Raw genomic sequence first — 19,822 nt, 5'->3', positions numbered from 1 at the left:
TGAAGAGGAACTTCGAATTACACCTCAAAGAATGTGAATGGCGCTACAACAAGCCCCTGCCCCAACTCATTGCCGAAATGAAACGGCTGGTAGCAAAAAACAAAGACCTGATGGTCTAGAGCCTTCCATAATGTCAGTGGGCTACACTGGCTTCAAGTTCTTCTTTAGCTTTTCATCTCGCCGCACCCGGCACAACTCCGGCGGGGCGCAGCGTGGGGCAGCGTCAGCACTCTGTCTTTACCCGCCCGGAGCTACCGCGACCCAGGGACAGGGATTTCGTTCTCCGGCAAGGAGGCCGAGCCGTGGCGACGGGAGCGTACTCTTCTCGTGCGTGACCGGAGACCACGGCGAAGTCCGACGCAGCCGGAGGGCGAAAGACCGGACCGCTGGCCAAAATTAAAGACCGGCGTGCTTGATGCCTAGGACGTTCAGCTCCACCTCGTTCAACCCCACGCCCCGCAGCTTGTCGCGGTTGCCGCGCAGGCTTTCGATGGAGTTCAGCCCCATGCCGCCCAGCATTTCCTGGATTTCGTGGCCCCAGGCCCGGACCAGGTTGGCCATGCGCTGCGCGGCCACGTCCGGGTTCTGGCGCTTTTTCAGTTGCGCGGCGTTGGTGGCGATGCCCCACGGGCACTTGCCGGTGTAGCAGCGGCCGCACAGGGTGCAGCCCACGGCCACCAGCGCGGCGGTGCCGATGTACACGGCGTCGGCGCCCAGGGCGATGGCCTTGACCACGTCGGCGCTGCACCGCACGCCCCCGGCCACCACCAGCGAGGCGTGGTTGCGGATGCCTTCGTCGCGCAGGCGGTTGTCCACCGAGGCCAGGGCCAGTTCGATGGGAATGCCCACGTTGTCGCGGATCATGGTGGGGGCCGCGCCGGTGCCGCCCCGGAAACCGTCGATGACCACCATGTCCGCCCCGGCGCGCACGATGCCGGACGCGATGGCCGGGGCGTTGTGCACCGCCGCGATCTTCACGGCCACGGGCACCCGGTACCTGGTGGACTCCTTGATGGCGCAGATGAGCTGGAGCAGGTCTTCTATGGAATAGATGTCGTGGTGCGGCGCGGGCGAGATGGCGTCGGAGCCCTGCGGCACCATGCGGGTGCGCGAGACTTCCTCGTCGATCTTCTCGCCCGGCAGGTGCCCGCCGATGCCCGGCTTGGCGCCCTGCCCCACCTTGATCTCCACGGCGGCCCCGGCGTTCAGGTAGTCCTTGTGCACGCCGAACCGGCCGGAGGCCACCTGCACGATGGTGTTGGCCCCGTACTGGTACAGGTCCGGGTGCAGGCCGCCCTCGCCGGTGTTGTAGCAGATGCCCAGTTCGGTGGCGGCGCGGGCCATGGCCACGTGCAGGTTGAAGTTGATGGCCCCGAACGACATGGCCGCGAACATGATGGGATATTCCAGTTGCAGTTGCGGCGGCAGGGGCTGCTTGAGGCGGGGGCCTTCGGGGGTGTGGACGAAGTCCACGGCATCGGGCTTGGCCCCCAGGAAGGTGCGCAGTTCCATGGGCTCGCGTAGCGGGTCGATGGAGGGATTGGTCACCTGGCTGGCGTCCAGCAGCATGTTGTCCCAGTAGATGGGCTTGGGCTGCGGGTTGCCCATGCCGGACAGCAGCACCCCGCCGGTGTCGGCCTGCTTGAAGATGTGCTTGATGTACGTGGACGTCCACAGGGCGTTGTCGCGGAAGTCCGACGGCTTCTTGCGGATGGTCAGGCAACTGGTGGGGCACATGGCCGCGCAGCGGTGGCAGCCCACGCAGCGGGCGCTGTCATGCACCACGAACTGGCGCGCCTCGTCCCAGAAGTGGGCCTCGTACGAACACTGGCGCACGCAGACCTCACAGTTGATGCACCGGGCGCGCTCGCGCTCGATGACGAAGTCGTTGAAATGCTGGCTGATGGGCTTCACATGCACGCTGGTAACCTCGGCTTGGCGAACCTGTGGAAAAACTGCCGGGAACGGTGGTCCGGGTCGTCTCCTGCATAGCACGTTTCCGCGTGCGTGTCCGGTGTGCCTGGCAACAAGGCGGAAGGCGGGACAGGCAGCACATGACAGGACACGACAGGACACAACAGGGCCTGACAGCACGGGCGGCAGGAGGCAGGGAATGCGGCAGCGCGATCCCCCCGGAGCGTCCGGCATGACCGAGAATTAACGATTCCGTGCAAAATCGTCAATCCCAGCATCTTCAGGAGACGATACTGATCACCTGACCAGCTGAAACTATGTAATTGTTGCGGAATATTAGCTTGTGAAATTATGCTTTTTGTGAAAACCGACCAAAATCGCAAAAAATAACATTTTTGTATCAAGAAAAAAGTTCGCGCACGAAGTCGCGCACCGCCCCGCTCACCCGGTCGCGGCATTCCACATGCGTCGTGATGACGTGGTGCCCGGCGCGCATGTCCGTGATGTCGAACAGCTTCAGGGTCACGTCGGGCGAGGCCACATGGGCCGCGATGTGCAGGGCGTTGGAGTAGTGCACCGTGGCGTCGCCCCGCGCCTGCATGACCAGCACCGGGGCCGTCACCCGGGCCAGCCCCCGGCGCACCCCGGCCGCGCCCACGATGAGGCTGTGCAACTGCGGCAGGGCCGTGGCCTCCTCGTAGCCGCGCCACGGGGCCACGGCGCGCGCCGCCTCGCTGCGCGGGGCGGAGGGCCACACCGGCCGCACGTGGCGCAGCAGCCCCACCAGCGGCAGCCGCCAGTCCTTCATGCGCCACGGAATGATGCGGTACACGTACATGGGCGCGGCCAGGGCCACCACGCCCAGCGGCCGGAACAGCTGGGCCAGGTGCAGGGCGATGGTGCCGCCCATGGAAAGCCCGATGGGCACCACCGCGTCCACCTCGCGCTCCAGCGCGCGGTATTCGTCTTCCGCGTGGGCCACCCAGTCGGCGAACACGGTGCGCCGGAAGTCCTCGAACGAGGTGTCGTGCCCCGGCAGGCGGATGTTGCGCACCACGCAGCCCAGGTCCCGCAGCGGCCCGGCCAGCGGCTCCATCTCGAAGGGCGCACCCGTGAACCCGTGCACCAGCAGACATCCCACGCGCATCTTTCCTCCCTGGCGTTTCTTGCGCATGACGCACGCTTGCCGCACGCCATGCCCTATATTATCTGGACATTCGATCCGTCGCCCGGCCACCACGCTTCGCCACGCGGCGCACACCCAAGGAGCCCCCCAAGGAGTCATCATGACCCGCCCCTGTGATATCCTCATACAGGCCGCCTGCATCGTTACACAAGACGCCTTGCGCACCGTCGTCGAGGACGGGGCGCTGGCCGTGGCCGACGGCACCATACTCGCCGTGGGCCCGCGCGAGGCCGTGGCCGCCGCCCACGCCCCGGCGCGGGTGCTGGACCTGGGCGATGCGCTGGTCATGCCCGGCCTCGTCAACGCGCACACCCACGCGGCCATGACCTTCCTGCGCGGCGTGGCCGACGACCTGCCGCTGATGGAATGGCTGACGCAGCACATCTTTCCCGTGGAAAAGCACCTCACGCCCGACATCGTGGAAGCGGGGGCGTTGCTGGGCTGCGCCGAAATGCTGCGCACCGGCACCACGGCCTTCAACGACATGTACCTGATCCAGGACGCCACCTACCGCGCCGTGGACACGGCGGGCCTGCGCTGCCTGGGCGGCGAGGGCATCTTCGGCTTTCCCTCGCCCGCCTACCCCGACGCCGACGCGGGCCTGGCCCTGGTGCGCGAACTGCACGAACGCTGGCGCCGCAGCCCGCGCATCCGCCAGTGCGTCACCCCGCACGCGGTGTACACCACCTCGCCGGAACTGCTGCAACGGTGCATGGCCCTGGCCGAAGAACTGGACCTGCCCCTGCACATCCACCTGGCGGAAACCACCACCGAAACCGCCCAGTGCGTGGAAATGTTCGGCCAGCGGCCCGTGCCGTACTGCCACGGCCTCGGCCTGCTGACCCCGCGCGCCACCGTGGCCCACGCCGTGGACCTGACCGGGGCGGAGATCGACCTGCTGGCGTCCACCGGGGCGGCGGTGGCCCACAACCCGGAAAGCAACATGAAGCTGGCCTCCGGCGCGGCCCCGGTGCCGCAGATGCTGGCGCGGGGCATCGCCGTGGGCATCGGCACCGACGGCGCGGCCAGCAACAACAGCCTGAACATGTTCACGGAAATGACCAGCTGCGCCATGCTGCACAAGCTGCGGTGCATGGACCCCACCTGCGCCCCGGCCCAGGCCGTGCTGGACATGGCCACCCTGGGCGGCGCGGCGGCCCTGCACTGGCCGGGCCTTGGCCAGCTTGCCCCCAGCTGCCCGGCCGACCTTACCGCGCTGGACCTTTCCGCCCCCAACCTGCAACCCATGTACAACCCCGTCTCGCACCTGGTGTACGCCGCCACCGGGCACGAGGTGCGCCTGACCATGGTAGCGGGCGAAGTGCTCTATCAGGACGGACGGTTCACCCGCTTCGACTACCCCGCCCTGCTGGCCCAGATGCGCGACGTGCGCCGCTGGGTGCTGGACAAGCTGGGCAGGTAGCCTGCCTTTTCGAGCGCGGGAAGCCCTTCAAAATAATCCAGCCAGCGTTATTCCTATGGAATTTCTTTTGAGCTATTTTGATATAATATATTGTTTTTTATTGTGATTTCCGTGGATTATCCTGGATTGTTTTGCTCTATCAACATAATCCTTTTTGTTGACAAACCGGGCAAACTGGATAATTGGAACCTGCTTTCTGAAAGAACAAACGCGCTTCGCGCGCGACGGAGGATTTCGAGATGAGCGCAACGAGCAACGTCCTTGCTGGTGCCACCAAGACGGCCGACGGCGTGGTGATGAACGGCATCGCCCTCAAGCCCATCGTCGAACAGTGCGAAGGCTGTGATCGCGTTCGCGTGTTCGAGGAAGAAAAGTTCTGCAGCAGCTACCCCATGCCCGAGCGCAAGTGGGTTGGCGGCAAGTGCAACTTCGCCACGCACATCAAGTCGCAGACCGCCGCGGCCGCCAAGGTCAACCCCCTCAAGGCGTCCAAGCGCGCCGCCAAGGGCCGCTAGTCCCTACCTCGACAGCACGGGAAAGGGCGCGGGCAACCTCGCCCTTTCTTTTTTTCTCCGCCGCGCGCCGGTTCCGGTCATGCCCGGCGGGGCCATCCTGACTCGGCGGCCGGGCCGCTTCGTGCGGCTGCGGGCGCCACGCGCCACGCGCACGGGGTTTGCCGCATGCCGCACCGCATCATTTCCGCACTCGACGCCCGCCGCGACGCCGTCATCGAATTGCAGCGCGAACTGACCCGCCGCGTGGCCCTGGGGCCGGAAAACGGCGGCGAAGGCGAGCGCGAAAAAGCGGACTGGCTGCTCGCCCACCTGCGCGCCATGGGCGTGACGGACATCGAGCAGATCGACGCCCCCGACCCCCGCGTACCCTGCGGACACCGCCCCAACATCATCGCCCGCGTGCCCGGTGCGTCTCCGCGCACGGTGTGGGTGCTGGCCCACATGGACGTGGTGCCCCCCGGCGACCCGGCCCTGTGGGACGGCGACCCGTGGACCCTGCGCGTGGACGGCGACGTGCTGTTCGGCCGCGGCGTGGAGGACAACCAGCAGGCCATCGTCTCCGGCCTGCTGGTGGCGCGCGAACTGCTGGAACAAGGCATCACCCCCGACCTTTCGCTGGGCCTGGCCTTCGTGGCCGACGAGGAAACCGGCAACGCGCGCGGCATGGCCCACGTGGCCGCCGTGCGGCCCGACCTGTTCCGGCCCGACGACCTCATCGTGGTGCCCGACTTCGGCGACAGCGATGGTTCCATGATCGAGGTGGCGGAAAAGAGCATGCTCTGGCTGCGCATCGCCGTCACCGGCAAGCAGTGCCACGCCTCCACCCCCGACGAGGGGGTGAACTCCCTTGCGGCCGCCGCCGCGCTCATCCTGCGCATCCGCCACCTGAACGGGCGCTTCCCCGACGCGGACCCGCTGTTCAACCCGGCCACCTCCACCTTCGTGCCCACCAAGAAAGAGGCCAACGTGCCCAACGTGAACACCGTGCCCGGCTCGGACGTGTTCTACGTGGACTGCCGCGTGCTGCCCCGCTACGATCTGGACGAGGTGGTGGCGGCGGTGCGCGGGCTGGCCGACGAGGTGGAGCGCGAGCATGGCGTGTCCATCGCCATTTCCGAGATCCTGCGCGAGCAGGCCGCCCCGCCCACCAGCCCCGACGCGGAGGTGGTCACCCGGCTGCGCGCGGCCATCCGGGACGTGTACGGCGTCACCGCGCGGCCCGCGGGCATCGGCGGGGGCACCGTGGCCGCCATCGTGCGGCGCATGGGCCTTTCCGCCGCCGTGTGGTCCAAACTGGTGCCCAACGCCCACGTGCCCAACGAGGCCACGCGCGTCTCGTGCAACATCGGCGACGCCAAGGTCATCGTCACCATGCTGTTCGAGGGCGAAAAGTAGCCGGGCGCGCAACGCCCCGCCCCGCCCTTGGCACCCCACATCCACGGTACCGCACATGTCCGCACCCCTCATGCCCCGCAAGGCCCCGTTTCCCCAACTGTTCGACTGCATCGTGGTCGGCGCCGGGCATGCCGGGTGCGAGGCGGCCATGGCCAGCGCGCGCCTGGGCCACCCCACCCTGCTGCTGACCAGCAACGCCGACCGCATCGGGCACCTGTCGTGCAACCCGGCCATCGGCGGGCTGGCCAAGGGGCACATGGTCAAGGAAATCGACGCGCTGGGCGGCATGATGGGCCTGTGGGCCGACGAGGCGGGCATCCAGTTCCGCACCCTGAACGTCAGCAAGGGCCCGGCCGTGCGGGCCTCCCGCGCCCAGATCGACCGCGACGCCTACCTGCACGCGGTGCGGCGCGACATCTTCGCGCAGGACAACCTGTGGGTCTGGCAGGACACGGCGGAAGCCATCCTGGCTGAACACGGCCGCGCCGCCGGGGTGCGCACCGGCCTGGGGCAGGAATTCCGCGCCCGCACGGTGCTGCTGACCACCGGCACCTTCCTGTGCGGGCTGATCCACGTGGGGCTCACCAACTTTCCCGGCGGCAGGCTGGGCGACGCCCCGGCCGTGGGGCTTTCCGCCTCGCTGCGCGCCCATGGCCTTGAGCTTGGCCGTCTCAAGACCGGCACCACCCCGCGCCTGTTGCGGGCCAGCATCGACTTCTCGGTCATGGAAGAGCAGCCCGGCGACGAACCGCCGCGCCCGTTCAGCTTTCGCGGCCCCGGCGTGCGCCTGCCCCAGGTGCCCTGCCACATGACCTGGACCAACGAGCGCACCCACGCGGCCATCCGTTCCGGCTTCGACCGTTCGCCCATGTTCACGGGCGTCATCACCGGCACCGGGGCGCGCTACTGCCCGTCCATCGAGGACAAGGTGGCCCGCTTCCCCGACCGGGAACGCCACCAGATCTTCGTGGAGCCGGAAGGGCTGACCAGCCCGGAATGCTACCCCAACGGCATTCCCACCAGCCTGCCGCTGGACGTGCAGAAGGCCATGATCGCCACCATTCCGGGCCTGGAAAACGCCCAGATCGTGCGCCCCGGCTACGCCATCGAATACGACTACGCCGACCCCATCCAACTGCACCCCACACTGGAGACCAAGGCGCTGCCGGGCCTGTACCTGGCCGGGCAGATCAACGGGACATCCGGATACGAGGAGGCGGCGGCGCAGGGCCTGTGGGCCGCGCTGAACGCCTCGTGCGCGCTGCGCGGGCTGCCGCCGTTCCTGCCGGGGCGCGACGCGGCCTACATGGCCGTGCTGGTGGACGACCTGGTCACCAAGGGCACGCGCGAGCCGTACCGCATGTTCACCTCGCGGGCGGAGCACCGCCTGCTGCTGCGCGAGAACAACGCCGACGCCCGGCTGACCCCCCTGGGCCGCGACCTCGGCCTCGTGGACGACGGCCACTGGGCCGTGTTCCGCGCCCGCCACGACGCCCTGGCCGACCTCATGACGCAACTTGAACAGCGGCGGGTGACGCCCGACGCCGCCACCCGCGCCACCTTCGCCGACCTTGGCGAGGCCGTGCCCACCCGCGCCGTGTCGCTGGCCGACCTGCTGCGCCGCCCCTCCATGTCGCTGGAACGGCTGCGCCCCTTCTGGCCCGAAGCCACGGACTACGCGCCGGAGGTATGCGAAGAGGCGGAAACCATCCTCCGCTATTCCGGATACCTGGCCCGGCAGGAAGAACTGGTGGAGCGCGCCGCCCGGCAGGAATCCCTGCCCCTGCCCGACGGCCTGGACTACGGCGTGGTGGCCGGGCTGAGCCGCGAGATCGTGGAAAAGCTGACCCGCGTCCGGCCGCGCACCATGGGCCAGGCATCGCGCATTTCCGGGGTCACCCCGGCCGCGCTGACCTGCATCGAAATCCACTTGCGCAAGCTGGAACGGGGCCAGGGGTAGCACGCCGCCCGGATGCACCGCCCGACGTCCCCCCTGACATCCCGCCCTGACGTCCCGCCTGTTGCGGCAGAAGCCGTTTGGCGCTACCGTGCAGGGTGCGTCCGTCCAGCTTCGCACCCAGCCTGCCGCGCGTCCTTCGGCGTACCTCAACAGTCCGGGGCACCATCATGAGCAGCGCCGCACCGTTCCCGTTGGACTTCTGCCTCTCCGGCCTCGCCGGCCTCGCCGCCGACCTCGTCACCGACCTTGTTTGGCCCCTGGCGGACGGCCTTTCCCTTCCCGTTCCGCTTCCGGGCGCGGCCAGCTTCCTGGCCGAGATTTCGCGCAACTTCGGCAACTACCAGACCGACTTTTCGCTGGTGCGCGAATTCGTGCTCATCGTGGCCGCCGTGGCCGCCCTGCTGGCCGCCGTGCTGCTGGTGGGCGGGCTGCGCCAGCGCCGCGAGCGCTACACCCCCGAAGGCTGGGTCAACGACCCGCACGTGATCCGCGAACTGTTCGACGCCGCCATCCTGCAACGCGGCCGCTTCGAGATGCAGTTCCACGGCCCCACGGGCCGCCGCTCCACGTACTGCACGGCCGTGGCCGTCACCCGCTCCGCCCTGACCCTGGAATGCTCGCTGCTGCGCACCGTGCCGGAATCATGGAAGGGGCGCGAGGTGGACTGCTACTTCCGCACCCAGCAGAAGCGCATGCAGGTGTACTACCAGTTCACCTCGGTGATCACCGGCGCGCACCGCGCCCCGCCGCCCGACCGCAACGCTCCGCGCGGCCCCGACGCCACGGCCGACGCGGTATGGCTGGTGGACCTGGCCCTGCCGGAAAAGCTGGAACGGCGCCAGAAGCGCGCCTTCCTGCGGCTGGACGTGCCGCGCCACCTGGTGCTGGGCCTTGCCGCGTGGCCCATGGGGACGGACACCCCGGCCCCGGCCGACGGCCGCCGCCTGGGCACGCCGCTGCTGGCCCTGCCCGACGCCACCAGCCTGAACAGCTTCACCGCCCACACCACGCCCTGCCCCGTCGGCGATACCGCCCCGCATGCCTCCGGCGCCGACCCCGATTTCGACGCGGCCCCGGACTCCGACCCCGCCGGAGACGCAGCGCCCGCCCCGGCGGCCTGCGCGGACACGGTCCCCGACGATGTCGCCGCCCCGCTCTTTCCGGACATCAGCCACGCCCAGCCCGTGGCCCTGCTGAACCTTTCCGGCGGCGGGCTGCGCCTGCTGCTGCCGCGCGCCACGGCCCGCGCCGCCGCCACGCGGGGCATGGACCTGGACATCGGCGGGCGTTTCGCCGCCCTGCTGGAACTGTACGACCCCCAGCACGACCGCAGCCTGGGCTTCTGGCTGCAATGCCGCATCCAGAACCGCTTCGTGGCCTTCGAGACACGCGACGTGGAACTGGGAGCCCAGGTGCTGGCCTGGGGCCAGTCCCGCGACAACGCCCCCCACATGGCCGACTGGAAACCCCTGTCCGACGAGGGCGAGGTGGAACCCCTCGGCAACTGGGTGATCCGCCGCCACCTTGAGCTTTACAGGGAAAGCGGGAGCGATGTAGTGTGACGCCGGACCGCAAGCGCCCGTGTCCGCTGGCAACCTTGGCCTGACTCGCACATGGCCCGTGCGGGGCGCATCCCGCGCCGCACGCCCATGCAGGCACCACCAGCCGGACACGCCCGTGCGCGGCGGCAGATCCGCCAGCCGCCGGTGGCGAATACCGCCCCGCCCCACGGCGACGTCACCACAACACAGGAGCCCCCCTTGGACGGAGAATCGGGCAGTCCCATCTGGTCGCGCATCGCGCGGCTGTTCCATGGCCGCACCAACGACTCGGTGGAACAGGCCATCATCGAGGCCCGCGAAGACGGCGAACTGGACGCCGAAGAAGGCTCGATGCTGCTGAACATCCTGAGCCTCGACGACACGCAGGTCCAGGACATCATGACCCCCCGCACCGACATCGACTGCGTGGAGGTGGACAACCCCCTCGCGGAAGTCATCGAGCGCATCGTCGCTTCCGGGCATTCGCGCATCCCCATCTACCGCGACAACCGCGACAACATCGTGGGCGTGGTCTACGCCAAGGACCTGCTGCGCTGCTTCGTCGACCCCACCGGGTGCGCAACCCCGGTGGCCGACCTGATGCGCGAGCCGTACTTCGTGCCCGAGACCAAGAACGTCTACGAACTGCTCCAGGAATTCCGCAGCCGCAAGAACCACATGGCCATCGTGCTGGACGAGTACGGCGGCACGTCGGGCCTCGTGACCATCGAGGACGTGCTGGAACTCATCGTGGGCGACATCGAGGACGAGCACGACACCCCGCGCGACGAGGACATCGTGGTCCTGGACGGCGAAAACTACCAGCTTTCCGGGCGCGCCCTGCTGGAAGACCTGGAGGAGCTGGGCATCAGCCTCGACTCGGACGAGGTGGACACCATCGGCGGCTACCTCAGCATGCTGGCGGGCCACGTGCCCCAGGCGGGCGAAGCCTTCGACCTGGCCGGACGCCGCTTCGAGGTGGTGGAAGCCGACGCCAAGCAGATCCGCACCGTGCGCGTGGGGCCGCTGGAAGCCGTGTAGGCGGTTTCCGCCGGGCATGCCCCGTCCGGGCCACGCCCCGGCCGCGCCTGAACCGCACCGCAGCACGACCGTCACCCCGGCGTTTCCGTGCCGGCCTTGACTTTTCCCCCCCCAGAGGTTTTGACCTCCGGTTATGCGCAACGCACTCTGCATCCTCCTTGGCGCGGCCGGCCTGTGGCTGGGCTTTCCCAACCCGGTGGCCCACCTGCCCCTGCTCGCCCTTGCCTATCCCCTCGCCCTGCTGCTGCTGGGCCTTGGCGCCTCGGGCCGCTGGTCCGCCTTCCGCCTGGGCTGGCTCACCGGCATCGCCGGCTCCTCGGCCTGCCTGTACTGGCTGGCCCTGCCCGTGCACGAATACGGCCAGTTGCCGTGGGTGCTGGCCGTGCCCTGCGGCGTGGCCATCGGCGCCTACGTGGGGCTGTACGGCGGCCTGTTCTGCCTCGTGGCGCGCCTGACGCGCGACCGGCTGGCCCCGTTCCGGCGCGGGCTGTTCCTGGGCTGCGCCTGGCTGCTGCTGGAAATGCTGCGCGGCGTGTTCCTGACCGGGTTCCCGTGGCTGACCCTGTCCGCCGCCTTCGTCCCGTGGCCGGTGGCCATCCAGGGGGTGGCCGTGGTGGGCGCGTACGGCCTGTCCGGCCTGCTGGTGGCCGTGGTCTGCTGGACCATGGGGGCCATCGCCCCGGAATGCGGCCCCCGCTGCCCCGGCGTGCGGCGGTCCGTTTCCCCGTCGTCGCTGGCCCAGACCCTGGCCTGCGCGCTGGGGGCTTCGCTGGTTACCTTCTGCCTGATGGGCTACGGGGCCTACACCCTGTCGCGCGGCCTGCCCAAGGACGGCGAAGCGTTCCGGGTGGCCCTGGTGCAGGGCAACATCGACCAGGACCAGAAGTGGGAGCCCGCCTTCCAGCGCGCCACGGTGGAGCGCTACCTTTCCCTGAGCAAGGACGCCGTGGCCGCCGGGCACCCGGACCTGGTCGTCTGGCCGGAAACGGCCATGCCCTTCTATTTCCAGGAGCACAAGGAATTCGGCCCGGCCATCCGCGCCTTTGCCGCCGCCAACCGCACCCCGGTGCTGGTGGGCACGCCCGGCTACGTCAACGCGCCGGTGAAGCGGGGCTTTCTGCTGTACAACCGGGCCATGCTGGTGGACGCCGCTGGCGGCGACGCCGGGCACTACGACAAGGAGCACCTTGTCCCCTTCGGCGAATACGCCCCTCCGGGCCTGGACATGCCCTTCCTGGAAACCCTGATGCAGGGCGTGGGCGACTTCACCCCCGGCACCTCGGTGGCGCCGCTGCGCCTCGGCAACCTTGCGCTGGGCATACTCATTTGCTATGAAACCATTTTCCCGGAACTGGCCCAGCAGCGCGTTGCCGACGGCGCCAGCGTCCTGGTGAACATCAGCAACGATGCGTGGTTCGGCACCACCTCGGCCCCGGAGCAGCACCTGCAACTGTCGGCGCTGCGGGCCGTGGAACAGGGCCGCTACGTGCTGCGCGGCACCAATACCGGCATTTCCGCCATCATCGACCCGCACGGGCGCATCGCCGAACGCGGCGGCCTGTTCCGGGCGGAGGTGATCGGCGGCATGGCCACGGCCCGCACGGAAACCACCGTGTTCCACCGGGTGCAACACCTGGTGTGGCCCGTGGCCCTGGGGCTGGCGGCCGTCGCGCTGCTGTTGCCCGCCCGCCGCCGGTCCTGAGCGCCGCCCCCGCCCCACGCACAACCCCGCAAACAGACACCATCCACATGCTTCAGCTTGCCGAACTGCGCGCGCGCAGCGCCACCCTCATCGACCAGTACGCCTCGCTCTGGGGGCGTCTTTGACCTTGCGGGCAACCGCAACCGCCTCGACGAGATCGAGCGCCAGCTTTCCAGCCCCGACGCCTGGAACAACCCCGAAAGGCTCACCCCGGTCCTGCAGGAGAAAAGCCAGCTCGAAGGCGAGATAACCCGCCTGGAGCGCCTGGAAACCTGCCGCCGCGACGTCACCGAATGGCTGACCCTGGCCGAGGAGGAGGAAGCGGCGGGCGAACCGGGGCAGGAGGCCCTGGAATCGCTGGCCGAACAGGTGATGGTTTTGCAAAATCTGTTGCAGGAGACGGAGATGAACATGCTCCTCTCCGGCAAGGAGGACCGCCTGCCCGCCATCGTGGAAATCCACCCCGGCGCGGGCGGCACCGAGGCCCAGGACTGGGCCGAAATGCTGGTGCGCATGTACCTGCGCTGGGCAGACACCCACGACATGAAGGCCGAATACCTGGACTACCTGGCGGGCGACGAGGCGGGCGTGAAGAGCGTCACCCTGCGCATGGCCGGGCCCAACGCCTACGGCCTGCTCAAGGGCGAAAAGGGCATCCACCGGCTCATCCGCATCTCGCCGTTCGATTCGTCCGGCCGTCGGCACACCTCGTTCGCCTCGGTGGACGTGATTCCCGACGTGGGTCAGGAAATCACCGTGGACATCAAGGAAACGGACCTGCGCATCGACATCTTCCGCTCCAGCGGCCCCGGCGGCCAGAGCGTGAACACCACCAGTTCCGCCGTGCGCATCACCCACCTGCCCACGGGCATTTCGGCGCAGTGCCAGAACGAAAAGTCGCAGCACAGCAACCGCGACACGGCCATGCAGATCCTGCGGGCCCGCCTGTACGAACTGGAACTGCGCAAGCTGGAAGAAGAGAAAAAGGCCCAGTACGCGGGCAAGGACGCCATCGGCTTCGGCAGCCAGATCCGCACCTACACGCTGCAACCGTACCGCCTCGTCAAGGACCACCGCACCAACACGGAAATAGGCGACGTCGAGGCCGTGCTGGACGGCCGCATCGATCAGCTCCTGCGGGACTATCTGTTGTACCTCCATGGCCAGAAAACGAACTGACGCCCACAAGGCCGCCAGGGTCGACGACTCCGGCCAGTCCTTCCCATCCGGCCAGTCCTCCCCGTTCGGGCAGCCGGGCCAGGCCGGACAGACCGAGCGGCCAGGGCAGGCCGGCCCGGCAGTGGACACCGGCGATTCCGCCCAGTTGCTGGGCGAACTGGACGCCCTGCGCCGCGCGCTGGCCGAAGAGGCCGCGCGCCATGCCGCGCCCACCGGCGAAGGGCTGTCGGCCGACGGCCCCCTGCTGGCCGTGGCGCGGCTGTTTCCGGGCATGACCCGGCACCGCTGGCTGGCCCTGGCCGAAGAACACGGCCTGCGCCAGTGGTTCGCCATCGACCTGGACAAAAGCTCCAACTTCAACCTGCGCGAACTGCAAAAGGCCGTGGAAGAGCTGGCCCACCAGCGCGACCACGACCCGCTCACCGGCCTGATGAACCGCCGGGCCTTCCTGCGCCAGGTGGAACTGGAACTGCAACGGGTGCACCGGGGCGGGGCGGAAATCTGCCTGGCCATGGTGGACCTGGACGACTTCAAGCGGGTCAACGACACCTGGGGCCACGCCTGCGGCGACCTTGTGCTGCGCCGCATGGCCGACCTGCTGCGCGACGCCACCCGCGCCTACGATGTGGCCGCCCGCATCGGCGGCGAGGAATTCGTGCTGCTGCTGCCGGGGGCCTCGCCCATGCGCGCCCAGGCCCTGCTGGAACGGCTGCTGCAAGAGATGCGCGACGAAGACTTCACCTGCCGGGACGCAACCTTCCGGGTCACGTTCTCCGCGGGCATCGCCGGGTGCAGGGGCGCCACGGTGTGCCGGGCGGAAGAACTGCTGGACCGGGCGGACAAGGCCCTGTACGAGGCCAAGGCCTCGGGCAAGGCCCGCGTGCGGGTGCACCGGCTGCCGGGCGTGCCCGACTACGACCGCTCGACCATGGTGCAGTCGGACGAGAAGCAGTTTCTTTTTTCAGGCAACGACGAATAGTACCCAGCGCCGCTGGAGCGATCCGCTTCCATGCCGGGCCTGATGCACGGACGAAACATGACGCAGAACACCACACTCAGCGTTTCCATACTCAGCGGCAAGGGGGGCGTGGGCAAGACCAACATCGCCCTCAACCTGGGGTACTGCCTGTACCGCGGCGGGCACCCCCTGCTGCTCATGGACTGCGACCTCGGGCTGGCCAACCTGGACGTGCTGCTGGGCATCGCGCCGGACAGGAACATGCAGGACCTTCTGGACAGCGACGCCGCCCCGCGCGACGTGGCCGTGCCCATCGAGCCGGACGGCTTCGACTTCCTGCCCGCCGCATCGGGCGTGCCCGAACTGGTGGAGATGGACGGCGACATGCGCACCCTGCTGGTGCGCAAGCTGGAACCGCTGCTCTCGCACTACGACTTCCTGTTCCTGGACCTTGGCGCGGGCATCAACCCCACGGTGCTGGCCTTCGCCGCCATGACCCAGTTGCGCATCGTCATCGTGACGCCGGAACCCACCTCGCTCACCGACAGCTACGCGCTGATGAAGGTGCTTTCCACCCAGCACGGCGTGCGCGACTTCTTCGTCATCGTCAACCAGGCGGAATCGCGCAAGGAAGAGACCCAGACCTTCGAGCGGCTTGCCGCCGCCTGCCGCAAGTTCCTGGACATCGAGCCGCAGTTCCTGGGCGGCGTGCGCCTGGACAAGGCCCTGCCGGACGCGGTGCGCAGGCAAAAGCCGCTGATGCGCGTCGCACCGCAATCGCCCGCTGCGCAAGATCTTTTTTCCATAGCGGTCAAGCTGCAACGCATGCGCGCCGCCCTGCTGCCGGAACTGGCGGACAGGCGCCCCTTGCGCGCACTTGCGGAAGGGGCATATTAACCCCTTGAAACCTTGACCATCTTCGGCCATAGTGCGTCCATCGTCTTCTGGATTGTCCACCCCACCTCCCCCCTTACCCTGCGGGCGGGCAATCCGGACAAGGCTTCAGCGCATCCGGCGGCAGGCGCCACGCCACGAACCGAAGTTACCGGCCACGTTTTTCCGGGGCGGAACGAACCGTACCCACCGCACCGCCGCACCACGGAGGACTCCATGAACAAGAGCGAACTCATCAAGACGCTGTCCGAAGAGACGAACATCCCCATCGAGGAAGCCGCCATGGTCGTGAACACCTTCGTGGACAGCATGAAGGAAGCGCTGACCGATGGCGACCGCGTGGAAATCCGCGGTTTCGGCAGCTTCAAGGTCAAGGACTACGGCGGCTACTCCGGCCGCAACCCCAAGACCGGCGACATGGTCGTCGTCCAGCCCAAACGCCTGCCCTTCTTCCGCGCCGGGAAGGAACTGAAAGAATTCCTCAACGATTAGGCGATGTCCCCACATCCATCGCCTGACGGCACGGCGGCACGGGCTTTCCGTGCCGCCGACCCGACGCTTCGCCCGAATCCGACCCCGACCTTCCGTCTCCGCCAGCCGCGCTCCCAGGGGGCAGCGGCATGGGTGTGCCGTTGCCTGCTGACGGCGCTGCTGTGCGTGCTGCTGGCCGCGTGCGCCCCGTCCGGCTCTGGCCCGTCCGGCAACTCCGGCCTGGCTGGCGATGGCGGCGATGCTGCCGTGACGGCCGTGCGGCCCGGCCCGGCGGACGCGACGACCACGCCCCCGGCCAACCCGGCAACGCAACGCGACGGCCTGCCCTCGGGCCTGCCCTTCGCGTCGGCTGGCGAACCCCGCGTGCACATGCCCGCGCCAGCGGCGCCGCAACCGGCCCCCCGGACTTCCGAAGCCACACCCGCGCCGCGCAGCCTGGCCGACTTCGCCCTGATGACGCAGGACGGACAGAACGGCCCCGGCAACGCGACGGCCCAAGGCGGTTCCGCCGACGCATCCGCCAGCGCGTTCGCCAACGCATTCGACAGACCGGTGCTGCGCATCCTTTACAACGCCAGCACCAAGGGGACGCTGCACCCCTGCCCTTCCTGAGGAGGCGGCACCTCTGGTGGGCTTGCCCGGCGGGCGAGCATGTTCGGGCAGTGGCGCGGGCAGGACGGCATACCGACCCTGGTGTTGGCCGGACCCGACGAATTTTCCCCCGATGCCGGAGAGGACGCGGCGGGCCGCCTGGCCCCCATGACGCGCAGGGCCTACGACCTGCTGCGCGTGGACGACGGCTACCTTTCCGCCGCTGCCGCCGCGTGGTTCCGCGACCATGCGGACGGCGCGCCCGCAGGCTTCCGCGAGGTGGGCGACGAGCCCGCCACCCGCCTTCACCATGTCGGCGGGCGCACGGTGGCCGTGGTCTTCCTGCCCGCGCCACCCAAGCCGTGGGAAGATCCCACCCCCGCCATGGCCGCGCAGGCCGTGCGCGCCGGACAGGCCGCCCTTGAACGGGCCGATCTGGTCATCGCCGTGGCCGGATGGGGCGGTATGGGCGAACGGCGCTACCTTGCGGAACTGGGGCAGGCGTTCCACATCCTGCTCGGCGGCGGCATCGGCACCGGCTTCGACGGGGTCGTGGACGGCGCGGCCCCTTCGCTGCTATGGTCCCGGCCAGACATGCAAGGCAGAAGCGTCAACGTGGTGGACGTACTGGCCTGGCCCCAACGGGTTCAGGGCCGCTCGCAGCCCCGGCACTGGATCGTGGGCATGGATATTTCCGTCCGGCAGGTTCCCCTGAAGGACGCCGTGGAGCCGGACCCTGTCGTCGAGGCGGTCGTCGGCACGGTTCCCGCCGCGCGGTAGGCAGCGCAACGCGCGCCCGCCCCGGTCCCGGCCAACACAAGGAGCACGCAGCATGAGCGGCAAGGCACGCACCGTACCCATCCACAAGCTGCACGGGTGCGGCAACGACTTCGTATTCATCGACAACCGGGCGCTGCGCCTGCCCGTGGCGGACATGCCCGACTGGGCCCGCGCCGTGTGCCGCCGCGCCTTCGGCGTGGGCGCCGACGGCCTGGTCTTTCTGGACGAGACGCCGAAAGACCGCGAAGGCGACTACATCTGGCACTTCTACAACGCCGACGGCTCGCGCGCCGAGATGTGCGGCAACGCCTCCCGCTGCGCCGCCCTGCTGGCCGTGGAACTGGGCTTTGCCGGGCCGAAACACGTCTTCGGCACCGATGCCGGGCTCATCCGCGCCGAGGCCGACGTGACCGCCGGGATGGCCAAGGTGGAACTGACCCCGCCGCGCGACCTGGCCCTGGGCATCGAACTGGACCTCGGACAGGGCCGCGAGATGGTGCACTTCGTGAACACCGGCGTGCCCCACGCCGTGGTGTTCAAGCGCGACGCCTCGGCCGTGGACGTGCGCACCCTGGGCGCCGCGCTGCGCCGCCACGCGCACTTCGCGCCCGCGGGCACCAACGCCAACTTCGCGCAGGTCATCGACCGCAAGAACATCCACCTGCGCACCTTCGAACGCGGCGTGGAGGACGAAACCTACGCCTGCGGCACGGGGGCGGCGGCGGGCGCGGTGGTGGCCCACGCGCTGGGGCTGACCGAATCCACGGTGAACGTCAGGAGTTCCGGCGGCGAGATCCTCGGCATATCCGTGGAAGGCGGCTCGGTGTTCCTGTCCGGCAAGGCCGTGCGCGTCTTCTCGGGCGAGATGTTCCTGGAAGGGCTGGGGCTGGCCCTGGCGTAACGCACCCGGCCCGGCCGGACCCCCTTGCCGTTGCCGCGCGTTTCAGGCCGTGCGGCGCGGCGGAAGCGGCGGCCCACGGGCACGGCGTGTCGAAGGCCGGGGCAGCAGGTACCCGGCCCAAAGGAGGCAACATGCAGTTTCAAGGCGCTTTCACCGCTCTCGTCACGCCGTTCCGCAACGGCGCGGTGGACGAGGAACGCTACCGCGCGCTCATCGAGTGGCAGATCGAACAGGGCATCAACGGCCTTGTCCCCTGTGGCACCACCGGCGAATCGGCAACGCTCACCCACCAGGAGCACAAGGACGTCATCCGCATCTGCGTCGAGCAGGTCAAGGGCCGCGTGCCCGTGCTGGCGGGCGCCGGTTCCAACAACACCCGCGAGGCGGTGGAGCTTACCCGCTACGCCAGGCAGGCCGGGGCCGACGGCGCGCTGCTGATCACCCCGTACTACAACAAGCCCACCCAGGAAGGGTTGTACCAGCACTTCAAGGCCATCGCCGCCGAAGTGCCCATGCCCTTCATCGTGTACAACGTGCCCAGCCGCACCGGCACCAACCTGTGTCCGGAAACCCTGGCCCGCATGAAGCGCGACATCCCCGAGGTCATCGGGGTCAAGGAAGCCACCGGCAACCTGATCCAGGTCTCGGAGATCATCGAATACTGCGGCGCCGACTTCCAGGTGCTGTCGGGCGACGACTTCACGGTGCTGCCCCTGCTGGCCGTGGGCGGCTGCGGGGTCATCTCGGTGAGTTCCAACGTGGTGCCCGCCAAGATGTCCGAGATGTGCCGCGCCTTCTTCGAGGGCGACCTGGCCACCGCGCGCCGGGTGCACTACGAAATCGCGTCCATCAACCGGGCCATGTTCCTGGAGACCAACCCCATCCCGGTCAAGACGGCCCTGTCCATGATGGGCAGGATCGAACTGGAACTGCGCCTGCCCATGGTGCCGTTGCAGCCCGCCAACCAGTCGCGCCTGCGCGACATCCTGTCGGCGGCGGGCATCGTCTAGCCGCCGGCAGGGGCCGCATCCGGCCCGACATCCGGTCTGCCTGGCCCGCGCACGCAACCTCACGGGGGACGCCGCACGGCGTCCCCCATTCGTTGTCCCGCCGCCCAGTTCCCCACCCAGTCCTCCAGTCCCGGCGCCCGCCTCACGCCCCGCGCGCAGCGCGTGACCCGCGCGAAACCGCTTGGCAGCGGGCGCGCTTCCGGCTAGCCTGTATCCATACCCCGCATCAGGGCCGGAGTGGCCGCGCCGCTCTCCTCCCGCGTGCGGAAGGCGCGGGCCATTCGCGCCCGTCACGTCCGGTCCGTCTAAACAACCGCCGGAATGTGTCGATAAGCCCGGC

General features: G+C 68.9%; 16 protein-coding genes and 2 pseudogenes. 16 read left to right on the top strand and 2 right to left on the bottom strand.

Going from position 1 to position 19,822, the window contains the following annotated elements; translation table 11 throughout:
• A pseudogene (locus tag V6B97_RS15505) lies at nt 1-119 on the top strand (IS1595 family transposase); the annotation flags it as partial.
• 277 nt (nt 120-396) lie between these two features.
• Here V6B97_RS15505 and V6B97_RS15500 read toward each other — a convergent pair.
• Both V6B97_RS15500 and V6B97_RS15495 read right to left on the bottom strand, forming a co-directional pair.
• A complete protein-coding gene (locus V6B97_RS15500) occupies nt 397-1,920 on the bottom strand; it encodes a glutamate synthase-related protein (RefSeq protein WP_333507426.1) in 1,524 nt (507 codons plus the stop codon).
• Nucleotides 1,921-2,314: 394 nt separating this feature from the next.
• Nucleotides 2,315-3,061: an alpha/beta hydrolase gene (locus tag V6B97_RS15495; RefSeq protein ID WP_333507424.1), complete on the bottom strand. Its 747-nt coding sequence runs from the start codon at nt 3,059-3,061 to the stop codon at nt 2,315-2,317.
• Nucleotides 3,062-3,200: 139 nt separating this feature from the next.
• Between V6B97_RS15495 and V6B97_RS15490 the strand changes: the two genes are divergently transcribed.
• The 15 genes and pseudogenes from V6B97_RS15490 to dapA all read left to right on the top strand — a co-directional run bounded on the left by V6B97_RS15490 (nt 3,201) and on the right by dapA (nt 19,482).
• The gene (locus tag V6B97_RS15490; protein ID WP_333507422.1) at nt 3,201-4,523 is read left to right on the top strand and encodes an amidohydrolase family protein; all 1,323 of its coding nucleotides are present in this window, start codon (nt 3,201-3,203) and stop codon (nt 4,521-4,523) included.
• Between the two features lie 239 nt (nt 4,524-4,762).
• Nucleotides 4,763-5,038 carry a PxxKW family cysteine-rich protein gene (locus V6B97_RS15485; protein WP_333507421.1) on the top strand — a complete coding sequence of 92 codons (276 nt, stop codon included), beginning with the start codon at nt 4,763-4,765 and terminating at the stop codon, nt 5,036-5,038.
• A gap of 165 nt (nt 5,039-5,203) precedes the next feature.
• Nucleotides 5,204-6,433, top strand: a complete 1,230-nt coding sequence (locus V6B97_RS15480; RefSeq protein WP_333507420.1) for a M20 family metallo-hydrolase — start codon at nt 5,204-5,206, stop codon at nt 6,431-6,433.
• Between the two features lie 70 nt (nt 6,434-6,503).
• The gene (gene mnmG / locus V6B97_RS15475) at nt 6,504-8,393 is read left to right on the top strand and encodes a tRNA uridine-5-carboxymethylaminomethyl(34) synthesis enzyme MnmG (RefSeq protein WP_333507428.1); all 1,890 of its coding nucleotides are present in this window, start codon (nt 6,504-6,506) and stop codon (nt 8,391-8,393) included.
• 167 nt (nt 8,394-8,560) lie between these two features.
• A complete protein-coding gene (locus V6B97_RS15470; protein WP_333507418.1) occupies nt 8,561-9,955 on the top strand; it encodes a hypothetical protein in 1,395 nt (464 codons plus the stop codon).
• Nucleotides 9,956-10,153: 198 nt separating this feature from the next.
• The gene (locus V6B97_RS15465; protein ID WP_333507417.1) at nt 10,154-10,975 is read left to right on the top strand and encodes a hemolysin family protein; all 822 of its coding nucleotides are present in this window, start codon (nt 10,154-10,156) and stop codon (nt 10,973-10,975) included.
• 133 nt (nt 10,976-11,108) lie between these two features.
• Complete coding sequence (gene lnt / locus V6B97_RS15460) at nt 11,109-12,677, top strand: apolipoprotein N-acyltransferase (protein WP_333507416.1); 1,569 nt, start codon at nt 11,109-11,111, stop codon at nt 12,675-12,677.
• A gap of 47 nt (nt 12,678-12,724) precedes the next feature.
• A protein-coding gene (gene prfB / locus V6B97_RS15455; protein WP_333507414.1) for a peptide chain release factor 2 occupies nt 12,725-13,856 on the top strand; the annotation gives its coding sequence in 2 pieces (ribosomal slippage) (nt 12,725-12,799 and nt 12,801-13,856; 1,131 coding nt in all).
• Complete coding sequence (locus V6B97_RS15450) at nt 13,837-14,835, top strand: GGDEF domain-containing protein (RefSeq protein WP_333507412.1); 999 nt, start codon at nt 13,837-13,839, stop codon at nt 14,833-14,835. Before prfB ends, V6B97_RS15450 begins: the two co-directional genes overlap by 20 nt.
• A 57-nt stretch (nt 14,836-14,892) precedes the next feature.
• Nucleotides 14,893-15,711, top strand: coding sequence for a MinD/ParA family protein (locus V6B97_RS15445; RefSeq protein ID WP_333507410.1), 819 nt, complete (start codon nt 14,893-14,895; stop codon nt 15,709-15,711).
• A gap of 213 nt (nt 15,712-15,924) precedes the next feature.
• Nucleotides 15,925-16,200, top strand: a complete 276-nt coding sequence (locus tag V6B97_RS15440) for an HU family DNA-binding protein (protein WP_333507408.1) — start codon at nt 15,925-15,927, stop codon at nt 16,198-16,200.
• Between the two features lie 132 nt (nt 16,201-16,332).
• Nucleotides 16,333-16,812: a hypothetical protein gene (locus V6B97_RS15435; protein WP_333507407.1), complete on the top strand. Its 480-nt coding sequence runs from the start codon at nt 16,333-16,335 to the stop codon at nt 16,810-16,812.
• 12 nt (nt 16,813-16,824) lie between these two features.
• Nucleotides 16,825-17,571, top strand: a pseudogene (locus tag V6B97_RS15430) (UshA-like (seleno)protein family 2); the annotation flags it as partial.
• Between the two features lie 52 nt (nt 17,572-17,623).
• On the top strand, nt 17,624-18,472 hold the full coding sequence (dapF, locus tag V6B97_RS15425) for a diaminopimelate epimerase (RefSeq protein WP_333507404.1): 849 nt from the start codon (nt 17,624-17,626) through the stop codon (nt 18,470-18,472).
• Between the two features lie 131 nt (nt 18,473-18,603).
• Complete coding sequence (gene dapA / locus V6B97_RS15420) at nt 18,604-19,482, top strand: 4-hydroxy-tetrahydrodipicolinate synthase (protein WP_333507403.1); 879 nt, start codon at nt 18,604-18,606, stop codon at nt 19,480-19,482.
• The last annotated feature ends 340 nt before the right edge of the window (nt 19,483-19,822 follow it).

Origin of the sequence: Nitratidesulfovibrio sp. 1201_IL3209 (assembly GCF_036763125.1) — a bacterium.
In the GTDB taxonomy this organism is placed as follows: Bacteria; Desulfobacterota; Desulfovibrionia; order Desulfovibrionales; family Desulfovibrionaceae; genus Cupidesulfovibrio.
Note: the sequence above shows the minus strand (reverse complement) of the source record. Positions and strands in the feature narration are given on the sequence as shown.